General features: G+C 66.4%; 23 protein-coding genes. 16 read left to right on the top strand and 7 right to left on the bottom strand.

Features of this window, described 5'->3' with window-relative positions; genetic code table 11:
• Positions 1 to 214 precede the first annotated feature (214 nt).
• The 3 genes from KI609_RS20805 (at position 215) to gph (ending at position 3,892) form a co-directional block, all read left to right on the top strand.
• Positions 215 to 1,549, top strand: coding sequence for an SPFH domain-containing protein (locus KI609_RS20805; protein WP_226445430.1), 1,335 nt, complete (start codon positions 215 to 217; stop codon positions 1,547 to 1,549).
• Between the two features lie 2 nt (positions 1,550 to 1,551).
• A complete protein-coding gene (locus KI609_RS20800; RefSeq protein ID WP_226445429.1) occupies positions 1,552 to 3,075 on the top strand; it encodes a hypothetical protein in 1,524 nt (507 codons plus the stop codon).
• Positions 3,076 to 3,175: 100 nt separating this feature from the next.
• Positions 3,176 to 3,892, top strand: coding sequence for a phosphoglycolate phosphatase (gene gph, locus KI609_RS20795; RefSeq protein ID WP_226445428.1), 717 nt, complete (start codon positions 3,176 to 3,178; stop codon positions 3,890 to 3,892).
• A gap of 34 nt (positions 3,893 to 3,926) precedes the next feature.
• On the opposite strand, the gene KI609_RS20790 is transcribed toward gph, so the two are convergent.
• Positions 3,927 to 5,588: a methyl-accepting chemotaxis protein gene (locus tag KI609_RS20790; protein ID WP_226445427.1), complete on the bottom strand. Its 1,662-nt coding sequence runs from the start codon at positions 5,586 to 5,588 to the stop codon at positions 3,927 to 3,929.
• Between the two features lie 276 nt (positions 5,589 to 5,864).
• Complete coding sequence (locus KI609_RS20785) at positions 5,865 to 6,455, bottom strand: chalcone isomerase family protein (RefSeq protein WP_226445426.1); 591 nt, start codon at positions 6,453 to 6,455, stop codon at positions 5,865 to 5,867.
• A 441-nt stretch (positions 6,456 to 6,896) separates the two neighbouring features.
• Here KI609_RS20785 and trpE point away from each other — a divergent pair, with 441 nt between their 5' ends.
• The 8 genes from trpE to KI609_RS20745 all read left to right on the top strand — a co-directional run bounded on the left by trpE (position 6,897) and on the right by KI609_RS20745 (position 12,810).
• On the top strand, positions 6,897 to 8,396 hold the full coding sequence (gene trpE / locus KI609_RS20780) for an anthranilate synthase component I (RefSeq protein ID WP_226445425.1): 1,500 nt from the start codon (positions 6,897 to 6,899) through the stop codon (positions 8,394 to 8,396).
• The gene (locus KI609_RS20775) at positions 8,393 to 8,728 is read left to right on the top strand and encodes a chorismate mutase (RefSeq protein ID WP_226445424.1); all 336 of its coding nucleotides are present in this window, start codon (positions 8,393 to 8,395) and stop codon (positions 8,726 to 8,728) included. The genes trpE and KI609_RS20775 overlap by 4 nt, the downstream gene beginning before the upstream one ends.
• On the top strand, positions 8,725 to 9,312 hold the full coding sequence (locus KI609_RS20770; protein ID WP_226445423.1) for an aminodeoxychorismate/anthranilate synthase component II: 588 nt from the start codon (positions 8,725 to 8,727) through the stop codon (positions 9,310 to 9,312). Before KI609_RS20775 ends, KI609_RS20770 begins: the two co-directional genes overlap by 4 nt.
• Complete coding sequence (locus KI609_RS20765; protein ID WP_226445422.1) at positions 9,309 to 9,977, top strand: LysE family translocator; 669 nt, start codon at positions 9,309 to 9,311, stop codon at positions 9,975 to 9,977. Before KI609_RS20770 ends, KI609_RS20765 begins: the two co-directional genes overlap by 4 nt.
• Positions 9,978 to 9,994: 17 nt before the next feature.
• Positions 9,995 to 11,032 carry an anthranilate phosphoribosyltransferase gene (gene trpD, locus KI609_RS20760; RefSeq protein WP_226445421.1) on the top strand — a complete coding sequence of 346 codons (1,038 nt, stop codon included), beginning with the start codon at positions 9,995 to 9,997 and terminating at the stop codon, positions 11,030 to 11,032.
• A 7-nt stretch (positions 11,033 to 11,039) separates the two neighbouring features.
• On the top strand, positions 11,040 to 11,204 hold the full coding sequence (locus tag KI609_RS20755; protein ID WP_226445420.1) for a hypothetical protein: 165 nt from the start codon (positions 11,040 to 11,042) through the stop codon (positions 11,202 to 11,204).
• Positions 11,194 to 11,997: an indole-3-glycerol phosphate synthase TrpC gene (gene trpC, locus KI609_RS20750; protein ID WP_226445419.1), complete on the top strand. Its 804-nt coding sequence runs from the start codon at positions 11,194 to 11,196 to the stop codon at positions 11,995 to 11,997. The genes KI609_RS20755 and trpC overlap by 11 nt, the downstream gene beginning before the upstream one ends.
• A gap of 93 nt (positions 11,998 to 12,090) precedes the next feature.
• Positions 12,091 to 12,810 carry a uracil-DNA glycosylase gene (locus KI609_RS20745; protein ID WP_226445418.1) on the top strand — a complete coding sequence of 240 codons (720 nt, stop codon included), beginning with the start codon at positions 12,091 to 12,093 and terminating at the stop codon, positions 12,808 to 12,810.
• Between the two features lie 136 nt (positions 12,811 to 12,946).
• On the opposite strand, the gene KI609_RS20740 is transcribed toward KI609_RS20745, so the two are convergent.
• Entirely contained in the window at positions 12,947 to 13,858 is a 912-nt protein-coding gene (locus KI609_RS20740) for a LysR family transcriptional regulator (RefSeq protein ID WP_226445417.1), read from the bottom strand.
• A 242-nt stretch (positions 13,859 to 14,100) separates the two neighbouring features.
• On the opposite strand from KI609_RS20740, the gene KI609_RS20735 reads away from it, so the two are divergent.
• Positions 14,101 to 15,084, top strand: a complete 984-nt coding sequence (locus KI609_RS20735; RefSeq protein ID WP_226445416.1) for a Bug family tripartite tricarboxylate transporter substrate binding protein — start codon at positions 14,101 to 14,103, stop codon at positions 15,082 to 15,084.
• A 150-nt stretch (positions 15,085 to 15,234) separates the two neighbouring features.
• On the top strand, positions 15,235 to 16,836 hold the full coding sequence (locus tag KI609_RS20730) for a gamma-glutamyltransferase family protein (protein ID WP_226445415.1): 1,602 nt from the start codon (positions 15,235 to 15,237) through the stop codon (positions 16,834 to 16,836).
• Between the two features lie 86 nt (positions 16,837 to 16,922).
• On the opposite strand, the gene KI609_RS20725 is transcribed toward KI609_RS20730, so the two are convergent.
• The 4 genes from KI609_RS20725 to KI609_RS20710 all read right to left on the bottom strand — a co-directional run bounded on the left by KI609_RS20725 (position 16,923) and on the right by KI609_RS20710 (position 21,384).
• Positions 16,923 to 17,840 carry a DMT family transporter gene (locus tag KI609_RS20725; protein WP_226445414.1) on the bottom strand — a complete coding sequence of 306 codons (918 nt, stop codon included), beginning with the start codon at positions 17,838 to 17,840 and terminating at the stop codon, positions 16,923 to 16,925.
• The gene (gene queA / locus KI609_RS20720; protein WP_226445413.1) at positions 17,837 to 18,988 is read right to left on the bottom strand and encodes a tRNA preQ1(34) S-adenosylmethionine ribosyltransferase-isomerase QueA; all 1,152 of its coding nucleotides are present in this window, start codon (positions 18,986 to 18,988) and stop codon (positions 17,837 to 17,839) included. Before queA ends, KI609_RS20725 begins: the two co-directional genes overlap by 4 nt.
• Positions 18,989 to 19,102: 114 nt before the next feature.
• On the bottom strand, positions 19,103 to 20,059 hold the full coding sequence (locus KI609_RS20715; RefSeq protein ID WP_226445412.1) for a 1-phosphofructokinase family hexose kinase: 957 nt from the start codon (positions 20,057 to 20,059) through the stop codon (positions 19,103 to 19,105).
• 47 nt (positions 20,060 to 20,106) lie between these two features.
• A complete protein-coding gene (locus tag KI609_RS20710; RefSeq protein ID WP_226445411.1) occupies positions 20,107 to 21,384 on the bottom strand; it encodes an HD-GYP domain-containing protein in 1,278 nt (425 codons plus the stop codon).
• A gap of 120 nt (positions 21,385 to 21,504) precedes the next feature.
• Between KI609_RS20710 and recG the strand changes: the two genes are divergently transcribed.
• Genes recG through KI609_RS20695 form a run of 3 tightly spaced genes read left to right on the top strand, consistent with a single transcriptional unit; the run spans position 21,505 to position 25,735 of the window.
• Positions 21,505 to 23,661, top strand: coding sequence for an ATP-dependent DNA helicase RecG (gene recG, locus KI609_RS20705; protein ID WP_226445410.1), 2,157 nt, complete (start codon positions 21,505 to 21,507; stop codon positions 23,659 to 23,661).
• Positions 23,658 to 24,773, top strand: coding sequence for a hypothetical protein (locus tag KI609_RS20700; RefSeq protein WP_226445409.1), 1,116 nt, complete (start codon positions 23,658 to 23,660; stop codon positions 24,771 to 24,773). The genes recG and KI609_RS20700 overlap by 4 nt, the downstream gene beginning before the upstream one ends.
• Entirely contained in the window at positions 24,770 to 25,735 is a 966-nt protein-coding gene (locus KI609_RS20695) for a LysR substrate-binding domain-containing protein (protein ID WP_226445408.1), read from the top strand. Before KI609_RS20700 ends, KI609_RS20695 begins: the two co-directional genes overlap by 4 nt.
• The last annotated feature ends 67 nt before the right edge of the window (positions 25,736 to 25,802 follow it).

The following is a 25,802-nucleotide window of genomic DNA, read 5'->3' as shown; positions in this document are numbered from 1 at the left end:
AGAGGGGTGGGCGGATTATCCCGGTGCCCCACCCTGGGCGGTGTGAGTTTTTCTTCCGGGGCCGGAAGGTTCGTGCGGGCGGTGTGAGCGCATTGGGGGCTGCGCTGCATTGTTGCTTCCGGGGTGGATCCGAACAATCGGTCTTCAATGAGTCGGCCACGGCGGCGGCTCAGACACCGACAACAACACCGAACCCACCCGAGAGAGAAACGCCATGAAAGCCACCTGGAACCGCATCGTGCAGACCCTGAAGGATCGTCGCTCTACCCCGTTGCCTGAAGCAGGCACGGAACCCGTGCTGGCCGCCGAAGCGCAAGGCCCCGTTGATGCCGATGCCTTCCGCCTGAACTGGGCCTACCTGCTGCCCACCGCTCGCACCGTGCGCTGGCTGGCTGCTGGCGCCGTGGTAACCGCTGCGGGCCTGATGGTGTACCGCAACCCTCCGGTGCAACATCTGGCGCAAGGCGACCTGGGCGTGCGCCTGAACCAGTTCACCGGCGCCGTGAGCCTGTGGCGCGATGGCAGCGTGTGGGTGGTGCCCGGCCTGCACACGGTGCGGGTGTTCTCGCTGCGCGACCAGAGCTACCGCCCCGAAGCCATGCGCCAGGCCACGGGCAGCGCGCCGCTGCAGTCGGTGGAAGGCCTTTCGCTGGGGCTGGACCTGAGCGTGCGCTACGCGCTGGACCCCGCATCGCCCGCTGTGAAGGCTGGCAATCTGCCCGACAACGTGGGTGCAGACATCGTCGAGCCCGCCGTGCAAGGCCTGGTCTACAAGGTGTTTGCCCGCTATACGGTGCGTGAAATCTTCTCGTCCAAGCGCGCCGAGATTGCGCAGATCATCGAGACCGAATTGCGCGCCCGCTTGGCCGCCGATGGCGTGACGTTGCGCAGCCTGCAGATCGGCAAAGTGGACCTGCCCGCTGAATACCGCCGGGGCATGGACAGCCTGCTAGCCGAAGAACTGGCGTCCGAAAAAATGCGCTACACGCTGGAGCTGAAGGACAAGCGTGTGAAGGAAACCGAGCTCGACGCCAGCGCAGACAAGGTACGCCGCGAAGTGGCCGCCGAAGCCGCAGCCCGTGAACAAATCATTGCCGCCAAGGCGCAGGAAGAGGCCATGAAGCATGTGCTGCCCTTCAAGCAGCGCCAGATCGAGCAGCGCCAGTTGGAGGCCGAAGCCGAGCGCGTGGCCCGCGTCAAAGCCGCCGAGGGCAACGCCCAGGCCCGCCGTATCGAAGCCAACGGCGAGGCCGACGCCCGCCAGAAGCTGGCCGAAGCCGAGGCCTACCGCATGGACCGCATTGGCAAGGTGAACGCAGAGCAAATGGCACGCGAAGGCGCGCTGGTGACCAAGCACCCGCTGCTCATCCAGAAGACGCTGGCCGACAAGCTCTCGGACAAGATCCAGGTCATCATCGCGCCCCCGCCCACCAACGGTGACTTCATCGGTGCGGCGCTGCTCGGCGGCAACCGCACTGCCCAGGCCGGCGCGGCGCAGGCTGCTGCCGCGGCCGACGACGCCACCACCACCCACGCCGTGGAGCAATGAACATGAACGCCACCCTTGCAACTTTGCTCGCGGCCGTGGCCAGTGCCGCCGTGACCGTGGCGACCGAAGCCGCGCCCCTGCCTTCGTCTGGGGGCGCCCAGGGTAGCGCCATCGTGGTGCAAGACCAGGCCAGCCTGCGCGCTGCACCCCGTGACGGTGCCCAGCAGCAGGCCAGCCTGTGGCAGGGCGAAGTGCTCGAAGTGCGTGGCGAACGCCTCGACTATTTGCAGGTGTGGGACCACAAACGTGAGCGCGGTGGTTTCATCCGCGCCAGTGATGTGCGCCGCGTGGCCCTGACTGAGGCCGAAGGCCCCGCGCTGCTGGCCGTGATGCGATTTGTGCAGGACACCCCGGGCGCCGAAGCGCTGGGCATTGGCCTCACCGCCGCCTACCTGCAAGCTGCACCCGCCAAGGCCCTGGCGGGGGTGGAGGGCGCGCAGGCCTTCGATGCCCTGGGCACCTTTGCCGACCGCCTGGCGCGCCGCGCCTCGGTGGCCGTGCCGGGCAAAGCCTCGGGCGCCACACTTTCAGCCCACCTAGATGTGGCCAATGGCTACGGCGTGCGCTTTGCCACCTACGAGGTGGAAGGCCGCATGCAGGTCTGCTACGAGGGCGAGGCCTTTCGCCGCCTGCTGGCCATGCCCGTGGCCGATGCCGAGCAGCGCGCCCGCGCCGCCCTGGCGCTGACCCGCCCCGAATGCATCAACCCCGACCTGCCCGCGCACGAGCGTGCCAAGGTCGTCACTTGGCAGGCTGAGGTGCTGGAGCGCGTGGATGTGGCCAGTCTGCCCGGCTACCTGCGCAACCGCGTGCAAATCCGCCGCGCCAGCGTGTGGGGCGCCACGGCGTTTCAGCAGGCGCGCAAGAACGCGGCCGACCCGGCAGTGGCCGCTGCTGCTGCTCGGGCATTGACAGAACTCAGCGGCGTGAGCAAGGCCGAGCTGCCTGACGAAGACCAGAGCGCTTACAACGACGCCGCCATGCGCGTGAGTGCCGTGCGTTGGGCCCTTGTGCCTGCTGCGACCCCCGTGGCGGCTGTGGGCACCCGCCCCACACTGCTGACCGAACCCGGCGCCCCCGGCGAAACCTGCGTGCTGCTGGTGGATGCGCAGCACAGCGCCAAGGCCCCGCTGCTGCGCCGCTGCACCTACGGCGTGGTGTGGGTTGCATCGGCCAGCACCAACCGCGAAGGCACGGCCGTGGCACTGGCGGTGCAGCCTATGGAAGGCTGGCGCGAGCTGTGGGTGCTGCGCAAAACGGAAGGTGGCTGGCTGGCCGATGTGCTGCCGCCTGCCGCCACCACCCCCGAAACCGGCGTGGCCGAATGGGCGGGCTGGGTGCCCGGTGGGCGGCAGATGCTGGTGGCCCGCGAAGCGCGGGGCCAGGGCCGCTATCGCAAGAGCTTTGAGGTGGTGCGGCTGGACGGCCTCGCCACAGAGCGGGTGACGGGTGATGTATCGGCCTTGCCCTTGTTCCAGCGCTGGCAAGACCCCGCGTGGAAACAACAGACCTTGAGCCTGCGCTGAGCCGGTCCTTGGGCGGGGCCTGATGGCAATAGGTCAGGCAAGGGGCGGTGGGCCATTTCGTAAACTTGGCGCCCTCCTTGTCTTTTCTGCCCCCTTGCCCATGACCGATGTCGCCGCCCTGTCTGCCCTGCTGTCCCGTGTGGATGCTGTGATCGTGGATCTGGATGGCACCATGGTGGACACCATGGGCGATTTCAACGAAGCGCTCAACCGCATGCTGCGTGAACTGGGGCTGCCCGCCATTGGCGTGCAAGACATTGAGCACATGGTGGGTAAAGGCTCGGAGCATTTGTTGCGCTCAGTGCTAAAACACGTGCTTTCGCCCGTGGATAGTGCGGAATCAGCTATAAAAACAGAAGCACTTTACCCCTCTGCGTGGGCCAGCTACCAGCGCCACTATCTGGACATCAATGGCCAATATGCGCAGGTGTATGCCGGTGTGCCAGAGGGGCTCAGGGCTATGCGTGCGGCGGGTTTGCGCCTGGCGTGCCTGACCAACAAGCCCACGGATTTTGCGGTGCCTCTCCTGACCTCCAAAGGGTTGGCAAGCTGCTTTGAGAAGGTGTTTGGCGGCGATAGCTTTGAGCGCAAAAAGCCAGACCCGCTGCCCCTCCTCAAGACCTGCGAGGCGCTGGGCACCGCCCCTGGGCGAACGCTCATGCTGGGGGATTCGAGCAACGACGCACAGGCCGCCCGTGCGGCGGGTTGCCCTGTGGTGCTGGTCACCTATGGCTACAACCATGGACAGCCTGCACGCAAGGTGGACGCGGACGGGTTTGTCGACTCGTTCGTACAGTTGGCCCGGGTTTCCTCCTGACGCTCGTGCTTGGGGGACTGCCAGGGCGTTTTCGTCAGACCGTCAGTTGGCGTGGCGAGCCCTGGGGGTAGCCCAGGCGCGCAGCGGGGGCGGGGTGCGAGCGAGCGGTGGTGGGCGCTGGGCTGTTCGTTGCCATCACCGCCGTCACAGCGCTTTCCGACAGGCGGAACACGGCCACCGCATCCACCAACTGACCGGCCTGTGTCTTCAGGCTGTCTGCGGCGGCCGCGCTTTGCTCCACCAGGGCCGCGTTTTGCTGGGTGGTCTGGTCCATCTGCGAGATGGCATCGCCCACCTGGGCGACGCCCTGGCTTTGTTCGCTGCTGGCCGCGCTGATCTCGCCCATGATGTCCGTCACACGGCGGATGGCTCCCACCACCTCGGTCATTGTGGCTCCGGCTTTGTCTACCAGCGCTGTGCCCCTTTCCACACGTTCCACGCTGGTGCCGATCAGACCCTTGATCTCTTTGGCGGCCTCTGCGCTGCGCTGCGCCAGGCTGCGCACCTCGCCAGCCACCACCGCAAATCCGCGACCCTGCTCGCCAGCACGGGCGGCCTCTACGGCGGCATTGAGGGCGAGGATGTTGGTCTGGAAGGCGATGCCGTCGATCACGCTGATGATGTCGGCGATCTTGCGGCTGCTGTCGTTGATGCCTTTCATGGTGTCCACCACTTCGGCCACCACGTCGCCGCCTTGCTGCGCGACCGTGGACGCGCTCATGGCCAGCTGGTTGGCCTGGCGCGCGTTGTCGGCGTTCTGGCGCACGGTCGAGCCCAGTTGCTCCATCGAAGCCGCCGTTTGCTGCAGCGCCGAGGCCTGTTGTTCGGTGCGGGCGGACAGGTCGTTGTTGCCTGTCGCAATCTCGACGCTGGCAGTGGACACGCCTTCTGCGTTGTGGCGCACATTGCCCACGATGGTGGACAGCCGCGATTGCATGGTGGCCAGCGCCTGCAGCAGTTGCCCGGTTTCGTCGCTGCCCGTGGTTTCGATGGGGTGGGTCAGGTCGCCGTCGGCAATGCTTTCTGCGGCCAGCTTGCCGCGCTGCACCGGGCGCACGATCGAGCGCGTCACAGTCAGGGCCAGCAGCGCGCCCAGCGCCACCGCCACCAGAGTGGCGACGCCCAGCAAGACCTGGCTGGCCCGGGCCAGGGTGGATGTATCGGCCTGGCTTGCGGCCAGTTGGGTGGACATGGCTTTGCGCAGACCATCCAGTGACTGGAGGTAGTTGTCGGCCAGTGGGCGCAGGTCTTTATCCACCATGGTGGGCACATTGGGTTCGCCGCCGCGGTGCAGCTCCCGGATGTCGTTGAGCTTGTTGCTGTAGGCGGCGCGCGCTGCGGCAATCTGGGTCAGCAGCCCCCGGGCCTGTTCGCCTTGCACCAGGGCGTCGATGCGCTTGACCTTGGCATCCATGCCCGCTGCGGTGGCCTGGGTGTCCGCCGTGAGTTTTTCCATGTAGCCCAGGTCAATGGCTTTGAGGAAAGCTTCGGTGCGCACCCAGTTCAGGCGGATGTCCGACGCCCAGTCTTCCACCAGCGTTTGCTGCTCAATTTCCTGGGTGGCGACACGCTCGCTGGCGTCCTGCAAACTGGCGATGCGCCACATGCCCGTGGCTGCAATCAATGCGGTGATGACGAGAATGACGCCAAAGGACGAGCCCAGGCGCGTGCCGACGGAGAGGTTGCTGAGTTTCATGGTGAATTCGGGCGCAGAAGGTGTCGAGAACAAAAGGGCATTGCGTTGCAGGCAGCCCGCTCGCAAATGCCGGTGGCGGGCAAGAGGCTCAGGCAGGCCGCGCCGCGAACGTGGGCCGGGGTATGCCTTGATTGGCGGGGCTGCTCAAACATTCAAGGACGTGTTGTTGGGTACGTTCCGCCGTGGCTGGCCACTGTCGGGCGTGGGACAAAGCAGGTGGTGGTTGCGTGGGGGCTTGCCCCTGGCTCCGCGCCAGTTGAACCGCCCCGGGGCGGTTCAACTGGCTGACTTGCCCAGCAGCGCGTCTTTGAGCTTCCAGTCGGCGGGGGCGTTTCCGAGCCAGATGCCCATGAGGGAGTTGAAGAACTCAGGCTCCTTGAACGGCTCACCCTGCGCTTGGCCCTTGACGGTAATGATGGTGCCCGTGCCTGGGACCCAGTCGATCATGAATTGGTCACCCGCCTGCAGCTTCTTGTGCTCCGAGAAGATCTGGCTCATGCGCAGCACGCCGGGTATGAGCTTGGAAAACGCCGCCTTGTCCATGTTGTCTTCCATCCCACGCGAAAACAGCTTGCCCAGTTCTGTCGAGTCGATTTCGCGCAGCATGGTGATGCTCAAGCGCTTGGCGCCTTTCAGTGCGGCGACCTCGGGCGTCGTCTGGGCCTTTTTTTCGAGGTACAGCCCGGCGGTGTACACCTTGAAAACGGCCTTGTAGCGCACGCCCGCTCCGTTGAGCTGCAAGGTGCTGCCAGCCACGGTGGTGGTGTCTGCATACTTCACGTCGGCCACGGTGATGGGCTGCGCTGTGGCGCTTGCCGCCCACCAGAAAGCCCCCAGCACCACAGCGCATCGCTGCAAGAATTTCATTCGGAACTCCTAAAAAAGAACGGTCGTTCGTTTCAAATTGTTGCCGTGGTTGCAGCGTCCCGCAACAGGGTTTTCGAGCGGTTGCATGGCGGGCCTGAGCGGGGTCAAAACTGCGGTGGCTACCACCGGATGCTCTTGCCGCCCCAAAAATGCGCTGAAGTGTCCGATGCTGCGGCCTCCCGAGGAACCGGACGCGGTGCAAGAAAGCTTTGCTACACTTTGCCCATGTTCATTCATCACGTGTTCATCACAGGTTGCAGCGACCGGGGAGCCTGGCCCTGGCGTCAGCCTGTCGCTTTGAACGCCTGATGGCACCTGGGCAGCAGCCCCAGCGTGCACCCGTGGCCTCCACCCCGATGCGGTGAGGCCGATTGAATGGACCGCAGCGCCCCTTTTTCATTGACAGGGACACACGCGCTGCCACAGCTGGGAGCTCTCCCCGTGATCACAGAACTTGAATTCAAAAGCCTGGCCAGCGAAGGCTACAACCGCATTCCGCTCATGGTCGAGGCCTTTGCGGACCTGGAAACCCCGCTCTCGCTGTACCTGAAGCTGGCGCATACCAAGGACGGCGGCAAGCACAGCTTCCTGCTCGAATCCGTGGTGGGCGGTGAGCGCTTCGGGCGCTACAGCTTCATTGGCCTGCCCGCGCGCACCCTGCTGCGCGCCAGTGGCTTTTGTGCCGAGGCCAAGACCGAGGTCGTCACCGATGGCGTGGTGGTGGAGACGGCGCAAGGCAACCCGCTCGACTTCATCGAGGTCTACCAAAAACGCTTCAAGGTGGCGCTGCGCCCCGGCCTGCCGCGTTTTTGTGGCGGTCTGGCGGGCTACTTTGGCTATGACGCGGTGCGCTACATCGAGAAAAAACTCGAAACCACTTGCCCGCCGGACACGCTGGGCTGCCCCGACATCCTGCTGCTGCAGTGCGAGGAGCTGGCCGTCATCGACAACCTCTCGGGCAAGCTCTACCTCATTGTCTATGCCGACCCCGCCCAGCCCGAGGCCTATGCCAAGGCCAAGAAGCGCCTGCGCGACCTCAAGGAGCAGCTCAAGTATTCGGTGAGCGCCCCTGTGGTCAAGGCCACCGAAAGCCACCCCGCCCAGCGCGACTTTGCCAAGGCCGACTACCTCGCCGCTGTGGAGCGCGCCAAGGAACTGATTGCCGCCGGTGACTTCATGCAGGTGCAGGTCGGCCAGCGCATCCACAAGCGCTACACCGAATCGCCCCTGTCGCTGTACCGCGCGCTGCGTTCGCTGAATCCGTCGCCGTACATGTACTTCTACGACTTTGGCGACTTCCACGTGGTGGGCGCCAGTCCTGAAATTTTGGTGCGCCAGGAAAAGACCGACGAAGGCACCAAGGTCACCATCCGCCCCCTGGCTGGCACCCGCCCACGCGGCGCCACGCCCGAGAAGGACAAGGCCACCGAGGTCGAACTCATCAACGACCCCAAGGAACGTGCCGAGCACGTGATGCTCATCGACCTGGCGCGCAACGACATCGGCCGCATCGCCAAAACCGGCACCGTGAAGGTGACCGAGGCCTTTGCGGTGGAGCGCTACAGCCACGTGATGCACATCGTGAGCAATGTGGAAGGCATCCTGCACGACGGCATGACCAGCATGGATGTGCTCAAGGCCACCTTCCCCGCCGGCACACTCACCGGCGCGCCCAAGGTGCACGCCATGGAGCTCATCGACCAGCTCGAACCCACCAAGCGCGGCCTTTACGGCGGCGCCTGCGGCTACCTGAGCTATGCGGGCGACATGGACGTTGCGATTGCCATCCGCACCGGCATCATCAAGAACGGCACGCTCTATGTGCAGGCCGCCGCGGGCGTGGTGGCCGATTCGGTGCCCGAGCTGGAATGGAAAGAAACCGAGCACAAGGCCCGCGCGCTGCTGCGCGCCGCTGAGCTGGTCGAGGAGGGGCTGGAATGACCCTCGCTATCACCCGAGTCAAACCCTGCACCACCATGCAGGACGTGCGCCGCGAAGTGAACGCGTTGGACGACGTGCTGGTGCCCTTGCTGGTGGAGCGCGTGGGCTACATGACCCAGGCCGCCCGCATCAAGCAAGGTGTGGAACAGGTGCGCGATGAAGCGCGCATCGAGGCCATCGTGGCCCGCGTGCGCGAGCGCGCCCAGGCCGAAGGCGGTGACGCCGACGTGATGGAAACCATCTACCGCAGCCTCATGGAAGCCTGCATTGCCTATGAACACCGCGAGTTCGCCCGTCTGCGCGAGCCCGCCCTTGCCGGAAGCGCCGCATGACAAAACTCTTGATGGTCGATAACTACGACAGCTTCACCTACAACATCGTCCAGTACTTTGGTGAGCTGGGTGCCGACGTGGAAGTGTTCCGCAACGACGAGATCACCGTGGCCGAGATCGAAGCGCGTCTGAACGCCGGCCAGCTCGACCGCCTGGTGATTTCGCCCGGCCCTTGCTCGCCTGCGGAAGCCGGTATCTCGGTGGCTGCGATCAAACATTTCGCAGGCAAGCTGCCCATTCTGGGCGTGTGCCTGGGCCACCAGGCCATTGGCGCAGCGTTTGGCGGCAACATCATCCGCGCGCAGGAGCTGATGCACGGCAAGACCAGCGTCATCACCACCACGCAAAAGGGCGTGTTCGCAGGCCTGCCTGAGCAATTCACCGTCAACCGCTACCACTCGCTGGCCATCGAGCGCGCCACCTGCCCCGAGGTGCTCGAAGTGACGGCCTGGACGGAAGACGGCGAGATCATGGGTGTGCGCCACAAGACGCTGGCCATCGAAGGCGTGCAGTTCCACCCCGAAAGCATCCTGACCGAACACGGCCACGCCATGCTCAAGAACTTTCTGGACCAGCGCGCATGATCATCGACAGCCACCAACTGGTGATGTTCATCGCCGCAGGCTGGCTGCTGAACCTGACCCCCGGCCCGGACGTGCTCTACATCGTGACCAACGCGCTGCGCGCGGGCACGCGTGCAGGCATCGTGGCGGGGCTGGGCATCACGGCCGGTTGCTTTGTGCACATCTTTGCCGCCGCTGTGGGCGTGGGCGCGCTGCTGGCCGCTTCGGCCACGGCGTTCACCGTGCTCAAGTGGATCGGTGCGGCGTACCTGATGTGGATGGGCGTGCGCATGCTGCTGTCCAAGCCCGGTGCGGACGGGGGCAACAGTGCCGCGCTGGCGGCTGCACAGGCGGCCCCTGCGCAGCACACACCGCTGGGCAAGGTGTTTCTGGGCGGCTTCTGGACCAATGTGCTCAACCCCAAGGTCGCCATCTTCTTTTTGGCCTTTGTGCCGCAGTTCATCGCGCCGGGCACCGACAACAAGGCATTGGCCTTTGTGTTGCTGGGCGTGCTGTTCAACATCAACGCCATCCCCGTCAACGTGGGCTGGGCGCTGGCCGCATCGTGGATGGCCCGCCGTGCTGGTGTGATCCAGCGCGGCATGCACTGGCTGGACCGCGTGGCCGGTGCCATGTTCATCGGCTTCGGGCTCAAACTGGCCTTCACAGACCAGCCCTCTGCATAAACACCAGGAGACATTCCATGCCCATTACCCCCCAGGAAGCGTTGCAGCGCACCATCGAGCACCGCGAAATCTTCCACGACGAGATGCTGCACCTGATGCGGCTCATCATGAACGGCGAACTCTCGCCCGTCATGACCGCGTCCATTATCACCGGCCTGCGCGTGAAGAAGGAAACCATCGGCGAGATCACCGCTGCCGCGCAGGTGATGCGCGAGTTCAGCACCAAGGTGCACGTCAAGGACGCGACCCACATGGTGGACATCGTGGGCACGGGCGGCGACGGTGCCAACACCTTCAACATCTCCACCTGCTCGATGTTCGTGGCCGCCGCCGCAGGCGCCAAGGTCAGCAAACATGGCGGGCGCGGCGTGTCCAGCAAAAGCGGCAGCGCTGATGTGATGGAGGCCCTGGGCATCCACATCAACCTGAAGCCCGAGCAGATCGCCCAGTGCATTGCAGAGGTGGGCATTGGCTTCATGTTCGCGCCCAACCACCACCCCGCCATGAAGAACGTGGCGCCCGTGCGCAAGGAGTTGGGTGTGCGCACCATCTTCAACATCCTGGGACCGCTCACCAACCCGGCGGGCGCGCCCAACATCCTGATGGGCGTGTTCCACCCCGACCTCGTCGGTATCCAGGTGCGCGCGCTGCAGCGCCTGGGCGCCGAACATGCGCTGGTGGTCTACGGCCGCGATGGCATGGACGAAGTGAGCCTGGGTGCTGCCACACTGGTGGGTGAGTTGAAAAACGGCCAGATCACCGAGTACGAAATCCACCCCGAGGACTTTGGCCTGCCGATGGCGAGCAACCGCGCGCTCAAGGTCGAGACGCCCGAGCAGTCGCGCGAGATGCTGATCGGCGTGCTCAAGGGCGAGCCCGGCGCTGCGCAGGACATTGTTTGCCTGAACGCAGGCGTGGCCCTGTACGCTGCCAATGTGGCCGACTCCATCCAGGCTGGCATTGCCAAGGCCCGTGCCGCGATTGCCTCGGGCGCCGCGCTGGCCAAGCTGGAGCAGGTGGTCGCGCGCACGCATGCGCTGGCCACGGCGGCCTGACACGGGCATGTGGCGCGACCCTGGCACCTGGATTGCACTGGGCGTCTCTGCCCTTTTCATCGTGGCCGGGTTCGTGATGCAACGCGTGTTCACCAAAATTCTGAAACAGGGCTCCCCTGAGCCCGACGACACCGAAACCAACAACCCAAAGGCAGCGCACCATGAGCAGTGACATCCTCAACAAAATCGTCGCCGTCAAGCACGAAGAAGTAGCGGCAGCCAAAAAGCGCCTGTCCTTTGAAGCCATGCGTGCCGACGCCGAGAGCCGCGTGCTTACCCGCGACTTTGAAGGCGCGCTGCGCGCCAAGATCGCCAAGGGCCAGGCGGCGGTGATTGCCGAGGTCAAAAAAGCCAGCCCCAGCAAGGGCGTGCTGCGCGCCGACTTCGAGCCGGCCGACATCGCCCAGAGCTACATGGAAGGCGATGGCAAGGTCAGCGCGGCCTGCCTGTCGGTGCTGACCGACCGGCAGTTCTTCCAGGGCCAGCCCGACTACCTGAAGCAAGCCCGTGCCAGTACCTTGCTGCCTGTGCTGCGCAAGGACTTCATGGTGGATGCGTACCAGATCTACGAATCGCGCGCCATGGGCGCTGATGCCATCCTGCTGATCGCCGCGTGCCTGGACGACGCGCAAATGGCCGACTTCGAAGCCATTGCCCGCAGCCTGGACATGGCCGTGCTGGTGGAGGTGCACGACCGCCCCGAGCTGGAGCGGGCGCTCAAGCTCAAGACCCCGCTGGTCGGCATCAACAACCGCAACCTGCGCACGTTTGAGGTGACGCTGGACACGACGCTGGGCATGTTGAAGGACGTACCCGCTGACCGCCTGCTGGTCACCGAGTCCGGCATCCTCAAGCCCCAGGACGTGAAGACCATGCGCGACGCTGGCGTGCACGCCTTCCTGGTGGGCGAGGCCTTCATGCGCGCGGACGACCCGGGCCTGGCACTGGCCGAGTTGTTTGCCTGATATGGCCTCTTGATACTATTGATTTGATAGCTGATAGCTGATAGCTGATAGCTGATTGCGCTTGTAAATAAAGCGCTGGAGGCACTTTTCACTATGAATTCAACCGAGCAAGCACCTACCCAGCTGCAAAGCGCCCACCCGGCCGCATGGCCTGTGGCGCCCGGGTGGCAACCCTTGGTGGGCGCCTTTTTTGCTGGCGCGCGCGGGCAGGCGTTGCTCGCATTCCTGCAGGCGCGGCTGCAGGCCGGGGCGGCGATTTTTCCGCCCCAGCCGCTGCGAGCGCTGGAGCTGACGCCGCCCGACGAGGTGCGCGTGGTCATCCTGGGGCAGGACCCGTACCACGGCCGGGGCCAGGCCGAGGGGCTGGCGTTTTCGGTGGTGCCGGGCGTGCGGCTGCCGCCCTCGCTGCAGAACATCTTCAAGGAAATGCAGCGCGACCTGGGCGTGGCCTTCCCCCCGTTCCCGAACCCCGGCGGCAGCCTGGTCAAGTGGGCAAAGAACGGCGTGCTGCTGCTCAACACCTGCCTCACGGTGGAAGAGGGCCAGGCCGCCAGCCACGCAGGCAAGGGCTGGGAGGAACTGACCGACACCGTCATCCGCCATGTGGCCGAGGGCCCGCGCCCGGTGGTGTTCATGCTCTGGGGCTCGCACGCCCAGGGAAAGCGCGCGTGGATTCCGGCAGACCGGGGGCATCTGGTGCTCACGTCCAACCACCCGTCGCCGCTGTCGGCGCTGCGCCCACCGGTGCCCTTCATCGGCAACGGCCACTTTGGCAAGGCGCGGGATTTTCGCCAGCGACATGAATCCCCCTGAGTCGCCTTCGGCGCCATCCCCCTGAGGGGGGCGCCCCCGGCGTGGCGGGGCGGCCCTTGCGCGGGGGCTCTGGTCTTGGCCGCGCCAGTTGCAAATGGCTGCCGACGGCGTGATGCGATGAGGTCGTAAATGCCCTCTATCCAGGACCTGGCAGCCGCTCCCTGAGCAACTCCAGAAACGCTTGCGCGGCCACCGGCAGGCTGCGCCCGGCCAGGGTCTGGATCTCGATGTCGCGCAGGTCCATGCCGGGGTCGCTGATGGGCACGGCCACGATGGTGCGGTCGGCCACCAGGTGGCGCACGGCGATCTCGCTGGCCACCGACAACCCGCCGCCCCGTTGCACAAAGTTGACCACCGTCTTGGCATGGTTGCTGATGAGCACAGCCGTGAGCTGCAGGCCCTGGCGGCTGCAGACGATGTCGATCATCTGGCGCACCGTGGTTTCGGCCGGGGGCAGGGCCAGTGGGTATTCGGCCATCTGTGCCAGGGTCACGCTGCCTGCGCTGGCCAGCGGGTGGCCGGGGGGTAGCAGGGCCAGCACCGGTGCGCTCTGGCGGTAGGCCACCTCGATGTCCTTGTGGGGCGCACGGCTGAAGCACAGGCCGATGTCGGCCGCGCCGCTGCGCACGGCGTCGGGCACCTGGGCCGTGGGCAAGGCGATCACACTGAACTGAACGCCCACATGGGTGCGCTGAAACTCCACACACAGGCGTGGCACCAGCTCGTTGGCAAAAGCGTCGGACGTGGCCAGGCGCACCTGCCCCGCGCGCAGGCCCTGCAGCGCGCCGATCTCGCCCAGCGCACGTTCGGCGTCCAGCACTGTGCGGCGCGCGTGCACGGCCAAAATCTCGCCCGCCGCCGTCAGCACCATGCCGCGCGGGTGGCGCTCAAAGAGGGGCGTGCCCAGCTGGGCCTCCAGGCCCGCGATCTGGCGGCTCAGGGCCGAGGCGGCAACATGCAGGCGTGCCGAGGCTTCGGTGAGCGAGCCGCTCTGCGCCACTTCCAGAAAATAGCGTAGCGTGGTGTCTTGCAGCAGTTGGGCGCGCATGGCAGGGCTATGGTGATAGCAGTGATGGGGGCGAAGGTGGCTGGCGGCCGATTGACGGCCGATGCAGGGTTTGCCTGTCAGGAGAGTAAGTATGAAGTGCTTTGCCGTGGCGGCAAAGCTGATTGCCGAATTGGTGGTGGTCATCCGGGTGGGGCGTTCCTAAGATGGTTGCCGTGCGCGGGCTGGCGCTGCGTCGTCAGGCCGTATCTGATCTGTTCTGCCGCTTTTGTGGAGTGTTTTGTATGCGCCTTCTCTCCTGGGGTCGTGGCCTGTGTGGCTTGGTATTGCTGATGGCCTGGACTGCGGGCGCCCAGGCGCAAGCCGCCTGGCCCGACCGCCCCGTGCGGGTGATTGTTCCGTTCCCAGCCAGCGGCGCGACCGACCTGGTGGCCCGTGCGGTCACGCAGCGGGTGGCGGCCGACCTGGGCCAGCAGATGGTGGTGGACAACAAGCCCGGCGCCGGCGGCACCATCGGCACGGCCGAGGCCGCCAAAGCAGCACCCGACGGCTACACACTGCTGCTGACCACCAGCAGCACCCACGCGATCTCCCCCCACCTGATGCCGCGCCTGGCCTATGACGCGCGCAAGGATTTCACCCCCGTCATCCACCTGGCCGACGCGCCCAGCGTGCTGCTGGTCACCAACTCGCTGCCGGTCAAGACCGTGGGCGAGCTGATCGCCTATGCCAAGGCCAACCCCGGCAAGCTCAACTACGCCACCAGCGGCAATGGCACCATCGTGCACCTGAACTCGGCCGCGTTCACCGCACAGGCGGGCGTGGAGATGACCCATGTGCCCTACAAGGGCACGGCGCTGGCCATTCCGGACCTGATCGCCGGGCATGTGCATGTGCTGTTTGACTCGCTGCCCACGGGCATGCCCCATGCCAAAGGTGGCCGCGTGCGCGCCCTGGCCGTGACCAGCGACAAACGCAGTGCCCTGGCGCCCGAGCTGCCCACCATTGCCGAATCCGGCCTGCCCGGCTACACCTCGGTGACCTGGTTTGGTGTGTACCTGCCTGCGGGAGCGCCGCCTGCACTGGTCGATCGCATTCACAAGGCGTTTGCCAAGGTGTTGAAGGCCCCTGACGTGGCGGCCAGCCTGGCCAAGCTGGGCGTGGAGCCCGCAGCCCCCAGCACCCCTGCCCAGTTTGCCGCCATGGTGCAGGCCGACAGCAACCGCTGGGCCGCCGTGATCCGCCAGCACAAAATTTCGATGGACTGATTGAAGTAGCCCCCTGTGTCGCCTTCGGCGCGTCCTCCCCGGGGGGCGACGCCCTCGCTGCGAGGCGGCACTTGCTCGGCGCCGTTGGGTTTGTTGGCCGCGCCAGTTTCAAGCCGCGCGCTCGTGTGCGCGCCATGGAGTCAAAACGTTATGAACCCCCATCCAATCGACTGGTCCCTTCCCTACACTTCCCACCGCAGCGCGGTCATGGGCCGCAACGTGGTTTCCACCTCGCAGCCACTGGCCGCACAGGCGGGCCTGCGCATGCTGCTGGCCGGTGGCAACGCGGTGGACGCCGCGCTGGCTGCCGCCATGGTGCTCACCGTGGTCGAGCCCACCGGCTGCGGCCTGGGCAGCGATGGCTTTGCCATCGTGTGGGACGGCAAGGAGCTGCACGGCCTCAACGCCTCGGGTCGCTCGCCCGCAGCCTGGACGCCGGAATATTTTGAAAAGCTGGGCGGCATCCCCGAGATGGGCTGGAACGCCGTCACCGTGCCCGGCGCCGTATCGGCCTGGGTGGCGCTGTCCAAGCGGTTGGGCAAGCTACCTTTTGCGCAACTGGCCCAGCCTGCCATCGACTACGCGCGCAACGGTTTCCCCGTGTCGCCCACCATCGCCCGGCAATGGGCGCTGGGCGCGGCCAAGCTGGGCGCGCAGCCCGGGTTTGCCGAGTGTTTTATTCCGAATGGTCGCGTGCCCCAGGCGGGTGAAATCTTCCGCAGCGAAGCCCATGCGCGCACGCTGGAGCTGATTGCCGAGACCGAAGGCGAGGCCTTCTACCGTGGCGTGATCGCCGAGCGCATCGTGGCGCATGCGCAGGCCCATGGTGGCGCCATGACACTGGCCGACCTGGCCGCGCACCAGGCCGACTGGGTGGGCACCATCAGCCAGCGTTTTGGTGATTCGGTGGTCCATGAGATTCCGCCCAACGGCCAGGGCATTGCGGCGCTGATGGCGCTGGGCATGCTCGACGCGCATGGCATCGGGGCGCACCCGGTGGACGATGTGGAGACCGTGCACGCCAGCATCGAGGCCATGAAGCTCGCGTTTGTCGACCTGCACCAGTACAACGCCGACATCGATGCCATGCCGGTGAAGCCGGATGCGCTGCTGAGCCCCGACTACCTGCGCAGCCGCGCCGCGCTGATCGACACCGCGCGCGCTGGCGACCCCGGCCACGGCGCTCCCCGCCCCGGCGGCACGGTGTACCTGGCGGCGGCAGATGCGTCCGGGATGATGGTCTCGTTCATCCAGTCCAACTACATGGGCTTCGGCTCGGGCGTGGTCGTGCCAGGCACGGGCATCAGCCTGCAGAACCGGGGCCACGGCTTCAACCTGATCCCGGGCCACGCCAACCAGGTGGCGCCGCGCAAGCGCCCTTCGCACACCATCATCCCGGCCTTTGCCATGCATGCCGATGGCACGCCGCAGATGGCCTTTGGCGTGATGGGCGGCCCCATGCAAAGCCAGGGCCACACGCAGATGGCGCTGCGCGTGCTGCGCTACGGCCAGAACCCGCAGGCCGCCGCCGATGCACCCCGCTGGCGCGTGACGGGCGGCAAGGGCGTGGCGGTGGAGCCCGGGTTCGACCCCGCCGTGATCGCCGCATTGCGCGCGCGCGGCCACGAGGTGACGGTGGAAGAGGGTAACGGCGTGTTCGCCTTTGGCGGTGCCCAGCTGGTGCTGCGCAATGGCAACACCTACATCGCCGGTTCCGACCCACGCAAGGATGGGCACGCGGTGGCGTTCTGATTTGTGCCCTGGGGCGGGTGATTGAATTGCTATTGAATTAATAGCTGCTTGCGCTTATTCAACGGGCGCAAGCAGCTATTTCAGGCTTAACGTGTCTCGCGCACGGTCAGCCACGCGCTGGCCGCGCCGCTGAGCACAATGGCCGCCATGCCCGCCAGCGACCACGCGTCGGGCACGTGGCGGTACACCAGCCAGCCCGCCAGCATCGCAAACCCGATCTGCGAATACAGAAACGGCGCAATCGTCACCGGCGTGGTGCGCGCATAGGCGTTGAGCAGCAGCATGTGGCCCACCGCGCTCGACAGGCCCATGGTGAACATGCCCGCCCACAGCCACGGGTCGGTGATGGACTGCCACACAAACGGCACCCCCAGCGACACCAGTGCGGTGGCGATCCAGCTCGTGTAGAGCTGCGTGGTGGCGGGGCTCTCGTGCCCGGCCATCTTGCTGCTGATGACCTGGTAACCCGTGCCCGAGGCCAGCAGGCACAGTGGCCACATCAGGGCCCAGGTGAAGGCGTCGCTGCCCGGGCGGATGATGGCCAGCGTGCCCGTGAGGCCGATGGCCACCAGCAGCCAGCGCCAGGCGCTCACGCGCTGGTGCAGCCACAGGGCGGCCACCACCGTCACGCACAGCGGTGTGGTGGCCACCACGGCCGTGAACTCGGGCAGGGGCATGTGCATGATGCTGATAAAGCCAAACAGGCTGGTGGCCGTGAACAGCGCCCCGCGCAGCGCCTGAAAGCGCGGCTGTGTGGTGCGCAGCGCGGCCAGCCCCTCGCGGTGCAGCACAAAGGCCGTGGTCAGCACCGACTGGAACAGGTAGCGCATCCACAGCGCCATCAGCAGCGGCACACCCACGCTCACCAGTTTGGTGGCGGTGTCCAGCAGCGCAAAACACGCGCAGGCCACCACCGTCAGCGCGATGCCCACCAGGGCCGAGCGCAGCCGTGTATGGCGGTTCAGAGCGTCGCCGGAGGCGGTGGCGGGATGCGTGGGGCTCACGGCGTGCTGCGCGCACGCTCCAGCAGCATCGCGTCGCCGTAGCTGAAGAAGCGGTACTGCTGCGCGATCGCGTGCCGGTACAGGCCCATGATGTGGGCGTAGCCCGCAAACGCGCTCACTAGCATCATCAGCGTGCTCTTGGGCAGGTGGAAGTTGGTGACCAGCACATCCACCACCTGGAAGTCAAAGCCCGGCGTGATGAAGATGTTGGTGTCACCGGTGGCCTGGCCGGTTCGGGCCCAGGATTCGAGCGTGCGCACCGTCGTTGTGCCCACGGCCACCACGCGGCCGCCGCGCTGGCGGCAGCGCTCCAGCGCGGCCAGCGTGGCCAGGGGCACTTCGTACCACTCGCTGTGCATCTGGTGCTCGGCCAGGTTCTCGGTCTTGCAGGGTTGGAAGGTGCCTGCGCCCACGTGCAACGTGACGCTGGCGCGCTCGATGCCGCGCGCCGCCATGTCGGCCAGCACGCCTTCGTCAAAGTGCAGCGCGGCCGTGGGCGCGGCCACGGCGCCGGGGTTGCGCGCAAACACGGTCTGGTAGCGCTGGCTGTCCTCAGCCTCGTCCGGGTCATGGGCGGTGTTTTGCTGGCGCTCGATGTAGGGCGGCAGCGGCAGGTGGCCGTGGCGCTCCATCAGCTCCCAGGGCGACTCGCCTGCGGGGCCGTGCAGCGCAAAGCGGAACAGCGGGCCGTCCTCGGTGGGCCAGCGGCCCAGCAGTTGGGCGTCAAAGCCGCCCGCCTTGCGGCCACCGGCCATGTGCACCACGCTGCCGGGCAGGGGTTTTTTGCTGACCTTCATGTGGGCCACGACTTCGTTGCCCGGGTTGTCAGCCTCGGCGGGCAGCACGCGCTCGATCAGCAGCTCCAGCTTGCCGCCGCTGGCCTTCTCGCCAAAGATGCGCGCCTTGACCACGCGCGTGTCGTTGAACACCAGCAGGTCGCCCGCGCGCAGCAGGCCGGGTAGCTCGCGAAAGATGCGGTCCACGGGCTGCATGGCGTGGCCGTCAAGCAGGCGCGAGGCGCTGCGCTCGGGCGCGGGGTGCTGGGCAATGAGTTCAGGGGGCAGCGAAAAATCGAAGTCGCTGAGGGTGAAAACGCGCGGTGCGGAGGCGAGGGGCGCACTGGCTGCGCCGCTGGAGAGATCGGTCATCGTGCTTGAGGGCCGAACGGGCCCGTGCCAAGGTAAAAATTGCGGAAGGCGCGATTGTCCCACGGGGCCGCGCGCCCTGCAGGCGTGGTGCTATCGCGCCCTGCAGGCGCAGTGCTATGACCGGGTGGTGAGAGCCATCGGCGCGGGCACGCTGCGCACCAGCCGCTGCACGTCATCGGCCTGAGCCAGTGTGGTGCCCGGGTGCAGCAGCGCGGCGGCGCCTGCGGCGACGCCCCAGCGCAGCGCCTCGGCAGGCGCATCGCCCCGGTCCAGCGCCCAGACCAGCGCTGCCAGAAAACAGTCGCCCGCGCCCGTGGTGCCGGTGGTGGCAGGCACGTTCAGCGCTGGCGCCTGCCACACACCTTCACGCGTGGCCAGCACCGCGCCTTGTTCGCCCACCGACAGGGCCACGGTCTGGGCGGCGCCGCTGTGCACCAGCGACTGGGCGGCGGCGCACCAGTCGGCGGCATGCTCCAGCGGTTGCTGCACCACCTCGCGCAGCTCGCGCAGGCTGGGCTTGACCAGGGCCACACCGGCCTGCAGCGCGGCAGCCAATGGTGGGCCCGAGGTGTCGATGACCACTTGCGCCCCCCGGGTGGACAGCGCACGCGCCAGCTGGGCGTAGAAGTCGTCGGGCGTGCCGGGCGGCAAGCTGCCGCTGGCAATGAGCCAGCGCGGCGGTGGGGTTTGTGCCGCCAGTGCACTCAGGCAGGCCTGCCACTCACTGGCGTGCAGCGTGGGGCCGGGCAGCACAAACCGAAACTCCTGGCCGGTGGTGGTCTCGACGACCGAAAAGTTCTCGCGCGTGTCGCCTGCAATGGGCTGCAGCATGGTGGCAACGCCCTCATCGGCCAGCAACTGCTGCACTTGTGCGCCTGCTGCGCCCCCGGTCAGCGCCCACGCTTGCACATCGGCACCCAGGCGGTGCAGCACCCGCGCCACGTTGATGCCGCCGCCGCCCGCAAAGCGCTGCGCGGGGCTGCAGCGCAGCTTGTGGGTGGGGGCCACATGGTCGGTGCGGGTGGCCAGGTCCAGCGCCGGGTTGAGGGTGAGGGTGATCAGGGCGGGCACAGCGTGCGGATGCGGATGCAGATGCGGGGTGGATGGCGCGCAGGGAGCTACCAGGGCTTGTCGGCAAACCCCGACCACAGCTCGGCCAGGTCCGGAAAGCGCCATTTGTCGGGGTCTTCGCGGGCCACGATTTTTTCGTTGCAGCCCGGCGCAGCCAGGTCCACCAGCTCGGCGGGAATGCGCAGATCGGACTTGGTTGAAAAGAACACTTTGACCCTCGGCGTTGTGAGGGCCGTGGGCACCTGTTCGGTCACGACACCAATGCGCCCCGATGTGAGGCGCACCAGTGAGCCCACCGGGTAGATGCCGATGCTTTTGACAAACGCCTGGAAAAACCGTGCGTCAAAGTGATCGGTTGTCCACTCGGCCATGCGGCGCAGGGATTCGGAGGGGTCCCAGCCGCGTTTGTACGGGCGGTCAGAGGTAATGGCGTCATACACATCGCAGATCGCAGTCATGCGGGCAATCACGCTGATGCTCTCGCCCTTGAGCTTGTCGGGGTAGCCGGAGCCGTCAATTTTTTCGTGGTGGTGCAGGCAGGCATCGAGCACCGCGTCGGGCACCTTGCCGCCAGCTTTGAGCATGTGATAACCCTCCACCGGATGGCTGCGCACCACCACGAACTCCGCGTCGGTGAGTTTGCCCGGCTTGTTGAGCACCGACAGCGGGATCGCGGCCTTGCCCAGGTCATGCAGCAGGCCAGCCAGGCCTGCGAGTCGCGTCTGCTCATCGTTGAGCTTGAGCTGGCGCCCCAGTGCGACCATCAGCGCACACACGGCCACAGAGTGCATGTAGGTGTAGTCATCAGCAGTCTTCAGGCGTGCCAGGCTGATCAGCGCGCCCGGGTTGCGTGCGACGGAATCGGCAATCTCCTCGACCAGCCCCACCGCGCTGGCGGAGTCCACCGCGCGGCCCATGCGCGCTTCGTTGAACATCGAGACCACTGCCGTTTTGGATTGCACGCAGATAGCGGCGGCGATCTTGAGTTCACTGTCCATGTCGGTGGGGCGGCGGTCGCGCACCGGGGGCTGCGGCACGGGCAGCGTCACTTCCAGAGGGGGCAGGTCTTCGAGCCGGCTGAAGTTGGTCTCGATACGCGCGTCCACCTCCTCGCGGGACTCCGATGTGGTGCCGACGGCGACATCCAGGCCCTTGGCGGTGTCGATCCAGCACTCGTGGATGGCGGTGGCCTGGATGCGGGCAAGGTCCTTGGGGTCTTTCAGCAGGAACTTGGCCTTCCAGAAAGGATGCTCCATCCAGGAGCCACAAAACTCATGCAGGTACATGCCCAGAGTGAGGTGTTGAATTTGAATACGCTTGAGCATGATGGCGAAACCCCGACTCGAAAACACGCGCTGGCGAGGCGTTAACAAAGGTAACCATGGTAGCCTTTTTGAATCGCTGCAACCGCGCGTTTGTCCTGCCCATCGCCCTCCATTGCTTTCATGCCAGCCCCTGCCAAAGATTCCTCCCGCGCTGCAGCCCGCACCGCGCCTGCCGCAGCCTCCAAGGGCGCGGTTTCGGTGGCGCAAAAGGCCCTGCAAAAGCTGGGGCTGCGGCGCGACATCGACCTGGCCCTGCACCTGCCGCTGCGCTACGAGGACGAAACCCGCATCACGCCCCTGGCCAACGCCCGCGACGGGCAGATGATGCAGATTGAAGCCACGGTGACGGCCAGCGAGGTGCAGTTACGCCCTCGGCGCCAACTGGTGGTGCAGGTGGAAGATGCGACGGGGGTTTGCGAGCTGCGCTTTTTCAGCTTCTACCCGTCGCACCAGAAAATGCTGGCCGTGGGTGCGCGCCTGCGCATCCGGGGCGAGGTCAAAGGGGGCTTTTGGGGGCGGCAGATGCTGCACCCGGCGTTTCGGCTGGCTGGGGGTGAGCTGCCCGCCTCCCTCACCCCCGTATACCCGACCACTGCTGGCTTGCCGCAGCCCTACCTGCGCCGCGCCGTGGTCAGCGCCCTCACGCGTGTCGATCTGTCTGAAACGCTGCCGCCAGGCGTGGCGCCGCCCATGGCACGATTTAGTGCTGAAATTGGCCTTCAGCGCTTATACAGCTTGCGCGAGGCGCTCACTTTTTTGCACCACCCCACGCCCGATGTGGCGCTGTCCACCCTGGAGGACCACAGCCACCCCGCCTGGCAGCGCCTGAAGGCCGAGGAGTTGCTGGCCCAGCAGCTGTCGCAGCAGCAGTCACGGCGCGAACGCGACAGGCTGCGCGCACCGGTGTTGCGGCCCCGGCACAGCGCCGATGGCGCCTTGCCGCTGCATGAACAGCTTTTGGCCGTGCTGCCGTTTGACCTGACCGCCGCCCAGCGCCGCGTGGGCGAGGAAATCGCGGCCGACCTGGCCCGCCAGGTGCCCATGCACCGCTTGCTGCAGGGCGATGTGGGTTCGGGCAAAACCGTGGTGTCGGCCCTGGCCGCCTGCCTGGCCATGGACGCGGGCTGGCAGTGCGCGCTGATGGCACCCACCGAAATCCTTGCCGAGCAGCACTTTGCCAAGATGATCGGCTGGCTCGAACCCCTGCTGGCCGCGCGCGGCCGCAAGGTGGCCTGGCTGGTGGGCGGGCAGAAAAAGAAGGATCGCACCGCCATGCTGGCGCTGGTGGCCAGCGGCGAGGCCGCGCTGGTGGTGGGCACGCACGCCGTGATCCAGGAGCAGGTGCAGTTCAAAAACCTGGCGCTGGCCATCATCGACGAGCAACACCGTTTTGGTGTGGCACAGCGGCTGGCCTTGCGGCAAAAGTTGGCGGCCCATGGCATGGAGCCCCACATGTTGATGATGAGCGCCACGCCCATCCCGCGCACGCTGGCCATGAGCTACTACGCCGACCTGGATGTGTCCGTCATCGACGAGCTGCCCCCCGGCCGCACGCCCATCGTCACCAAGCTCATTGCCGACAGCCGCAAGGACGAGGTGATCGCACGCATCGGCGCGCAGGTGGAGGCCGGGCGGCAGGTGTACTGGGTGTGCCCGCTGATTGAAGAGAGCGAGGCGCTGGACCTGAGCAACGCCACCGCCACCCACGCCGATCTGAGCGAGGCCTTGCCGGGCTGCATGGTCGGCCTGCTGCACTCGCGCATGCCCACCGCCGAGAGGAAGGCTGTGATGGCGCTCTTCACCAGTGGCCAGATGGGCGTGCTGGTCAGCACCACCGTGATTGAAGTGGGCGTGGACGTGCCCAACGCCTCGCTTATGGTCATTGAACATGCCGAGCGTTTTGGCCTCTCGCAACTGCACCAGCTGCGCGGCCGGGTGGGGCGCGGCGCGGCGGCGTCGGCCTGCGTGCTGCTATACGCCACCAACGACAGCGGCCGTGTGGGCGAAACCGCCAAGGAGCGCCTGCGTGCCATGGCCGAGACCAATGACGGCTTCGAGATCGCGCGGCGCGATCTGGAAATCCGAGGCCCCGGCGAGTTTCTGGGCGCGCGCCAGTCGGGGGACGCGCTGCTGCGGTTTGCAGACCTCCACACCGACACCCTGCTGCTCGAATGGGCGCGCGAGCTGGCCCCGCTGATGCTCGACCGCTACCCCCAGCTGGCGGCACAACACGTGGCGCGCTGGTTGGGTGGAAAATCGGACTTTCTCAAGGCATGACTGAAGCAACTATGTCCACGCTGGAGCCCGCCACTCTTTCGACGTTTGACGTCGCGCCGTCCGCCGTGGCTGTCTGGGTGCGCGACGATGCCTACCGCGACCGGGCCGTGCGCATGGCCCTCATCGACCGGCCTGCCTGGGCGCGCTTCATCGGGCCGCTGTGGATTGGCGTGGCCATCGCGCTTTTATTCTCCCCCTGGGGGCTGTTGGGCAGTCTCTATGGCCGAGAGCCGTTTCTTGCGCATTTGCCTGCGGTGGGTCTGGCTGTGGCACTCCTGGTGCTTGGAGCTGCGCAGACTTACCACGCGATGCGCAAAGCCACGGCGCGCCAGTACGGCTTTGCGGGCGACGCCACGCGCTGGGAGTTTTCAGCCGATGGCCTTCTCTACCGTGCCACGGCGCCCGACGGCACGCTGCGCCATGAGGCGCGCTCGCGCTGGAGCTGGTTCAAGGCCGTGAGTGTGGATGTGACAGGGCTGCGGCTGTACCGCTCCGGGTCGGTTGAGTCGTATTTCATTCCCGCCACCGGATTCGTGCAGCCGGGTCAGGACGCCGGGCTTGCCCTGCAGGCGGTAGCGGCGCAGGCACGCGATGCAGGTCTGTCGGTGCGTACTGTGCCAACCTGGGACCGCGCGGGCCTGCTTGGCGCATGGCTGGCCGCCACGCTGCTCATTGCGATCACCATGGTGCATGCCGCCATCGCGGCGGCGCTGCCCCATATGCGCTGGGGGCGCCTGCAGGCATTGTTTGCATCGGGCGTGGACACGTTCTGGTGGGCCGCACTGTTGTGTGCCGCCTCAGTGGTGGGGCTGCACCTGTTGCTCGCGGCCTGGCAGCATCACCGCGCACCCGCCCGGGACCTGCCCGCGCATGCGCCGCACCTCGTGCTGGCGCTGGTCTGGGGGGCGTTGCTGCTGGCGGCCCTGCAGGCGCTGCGAAGCCTGATCTTTGATGATGCGCTGGCGGACAGCAGCTTTGCGGCACCGCAGACGGTGGTGCTGGTGGCCGTGTTTGTCCTGCTCACGGGCTTTGCACTGCACCGGGCGTTCGTCGCGCCCTGGGTGGCGCGCCGCGTTGCGTTGCACAATGACGGTTCAGGAAAGTCACCATGACCCTCACCGAACTCAAGTACATCGTTGCGGTGGCCCGCGAGAAGCACTTCGGCCATGCAGCCGATGCGTGTTATGTGTCGCAGCCCACGCTGTCGGTGGCCATCAAGAAGCTGGAGGAAGAGCTGGACGTCAAGATCTTCGAGCGCAGCGCGGGCGAGGTGACCGTGACTGCGTTGGGCGAGGAGATCGTGCGCCAGGCGCAAAGTGTGCTGGAGCAGGCGGCCGCCATCAAGGAGCTTGCCAAGCGGGGCAAAGACCCGCTGTCCGGACCGCTCACGCTGGGGGTCATCTACACCATCGGGCCTTATCTGCTGCCCGATCTGGTGCGGCATTCGATTGCGCGCAACCCCCAGATGCCGTTGATGCTGCAGGAGAATTTCACCGTCAAGCTGCTGGAGATGTTGCGCACCGGCGAGATCGATTGCGCCGTGCTGGCTGAGCCTTTTCCGGACACCGGCCTGGCCATGGCGCCGCTGTATGACGAGCCTTTCATGGCGGCCGTGCCCAGCGCGCACCCGCTGGCGACCAAGAAGTCGGTGACCGCCGCCGAACTCAAGAACGAAACCATGCTGCTTCTGGGCGCGGGCCACTGTTTTCGGGACCATGTGCTGGAGGTCTGCCCCGAGTTCGCGCGTTTTTCCAGCAATGCCGAGGGCATCCGCAAGTCGTTCGAGGGGTCGTCGCTCGAAACCATCAAGCACATGGTGGCGGCGGGCATGGGCGTGACGCTGGTGCCCCGCCTGTCGGTGCCGCGCGATGCGCTGCTCACGGTGTCGCGGCGTCGCAAGAGCGACGAAACATATATCCGCTACCTGCCGATTCGCGAGGAGGATGGCGGCCCACCGCCGATGCGGCGTGTGGTGCTGGCGTGGCGGCGCAGTTTCACGCGCTACGAGGCCATTGCGGCGCTGCGTAACGCGATTTATGCCTGCGAATTGCCTGGTGTGACACGCTTGTCCTGAGCGCGTTTTTGACTTTGGCGGTCACGTTGCGCGGCTACACTCGCGCCGCGCCCGGGCTCGTTGGCCG

It is taken from the genome of Acidovorax radicis (genome assembly GCF_020510705.1).
Lineage (GTDB): Bacteria > Pseudomonadota > Gammaproteobacteria > Burkholderiales > Burkholderiaceae_C > Acidovorax > Acidovorax radicis_A.
This window is presented reverse-complemented; position numbering and strand designations above follow the sequence as displayed.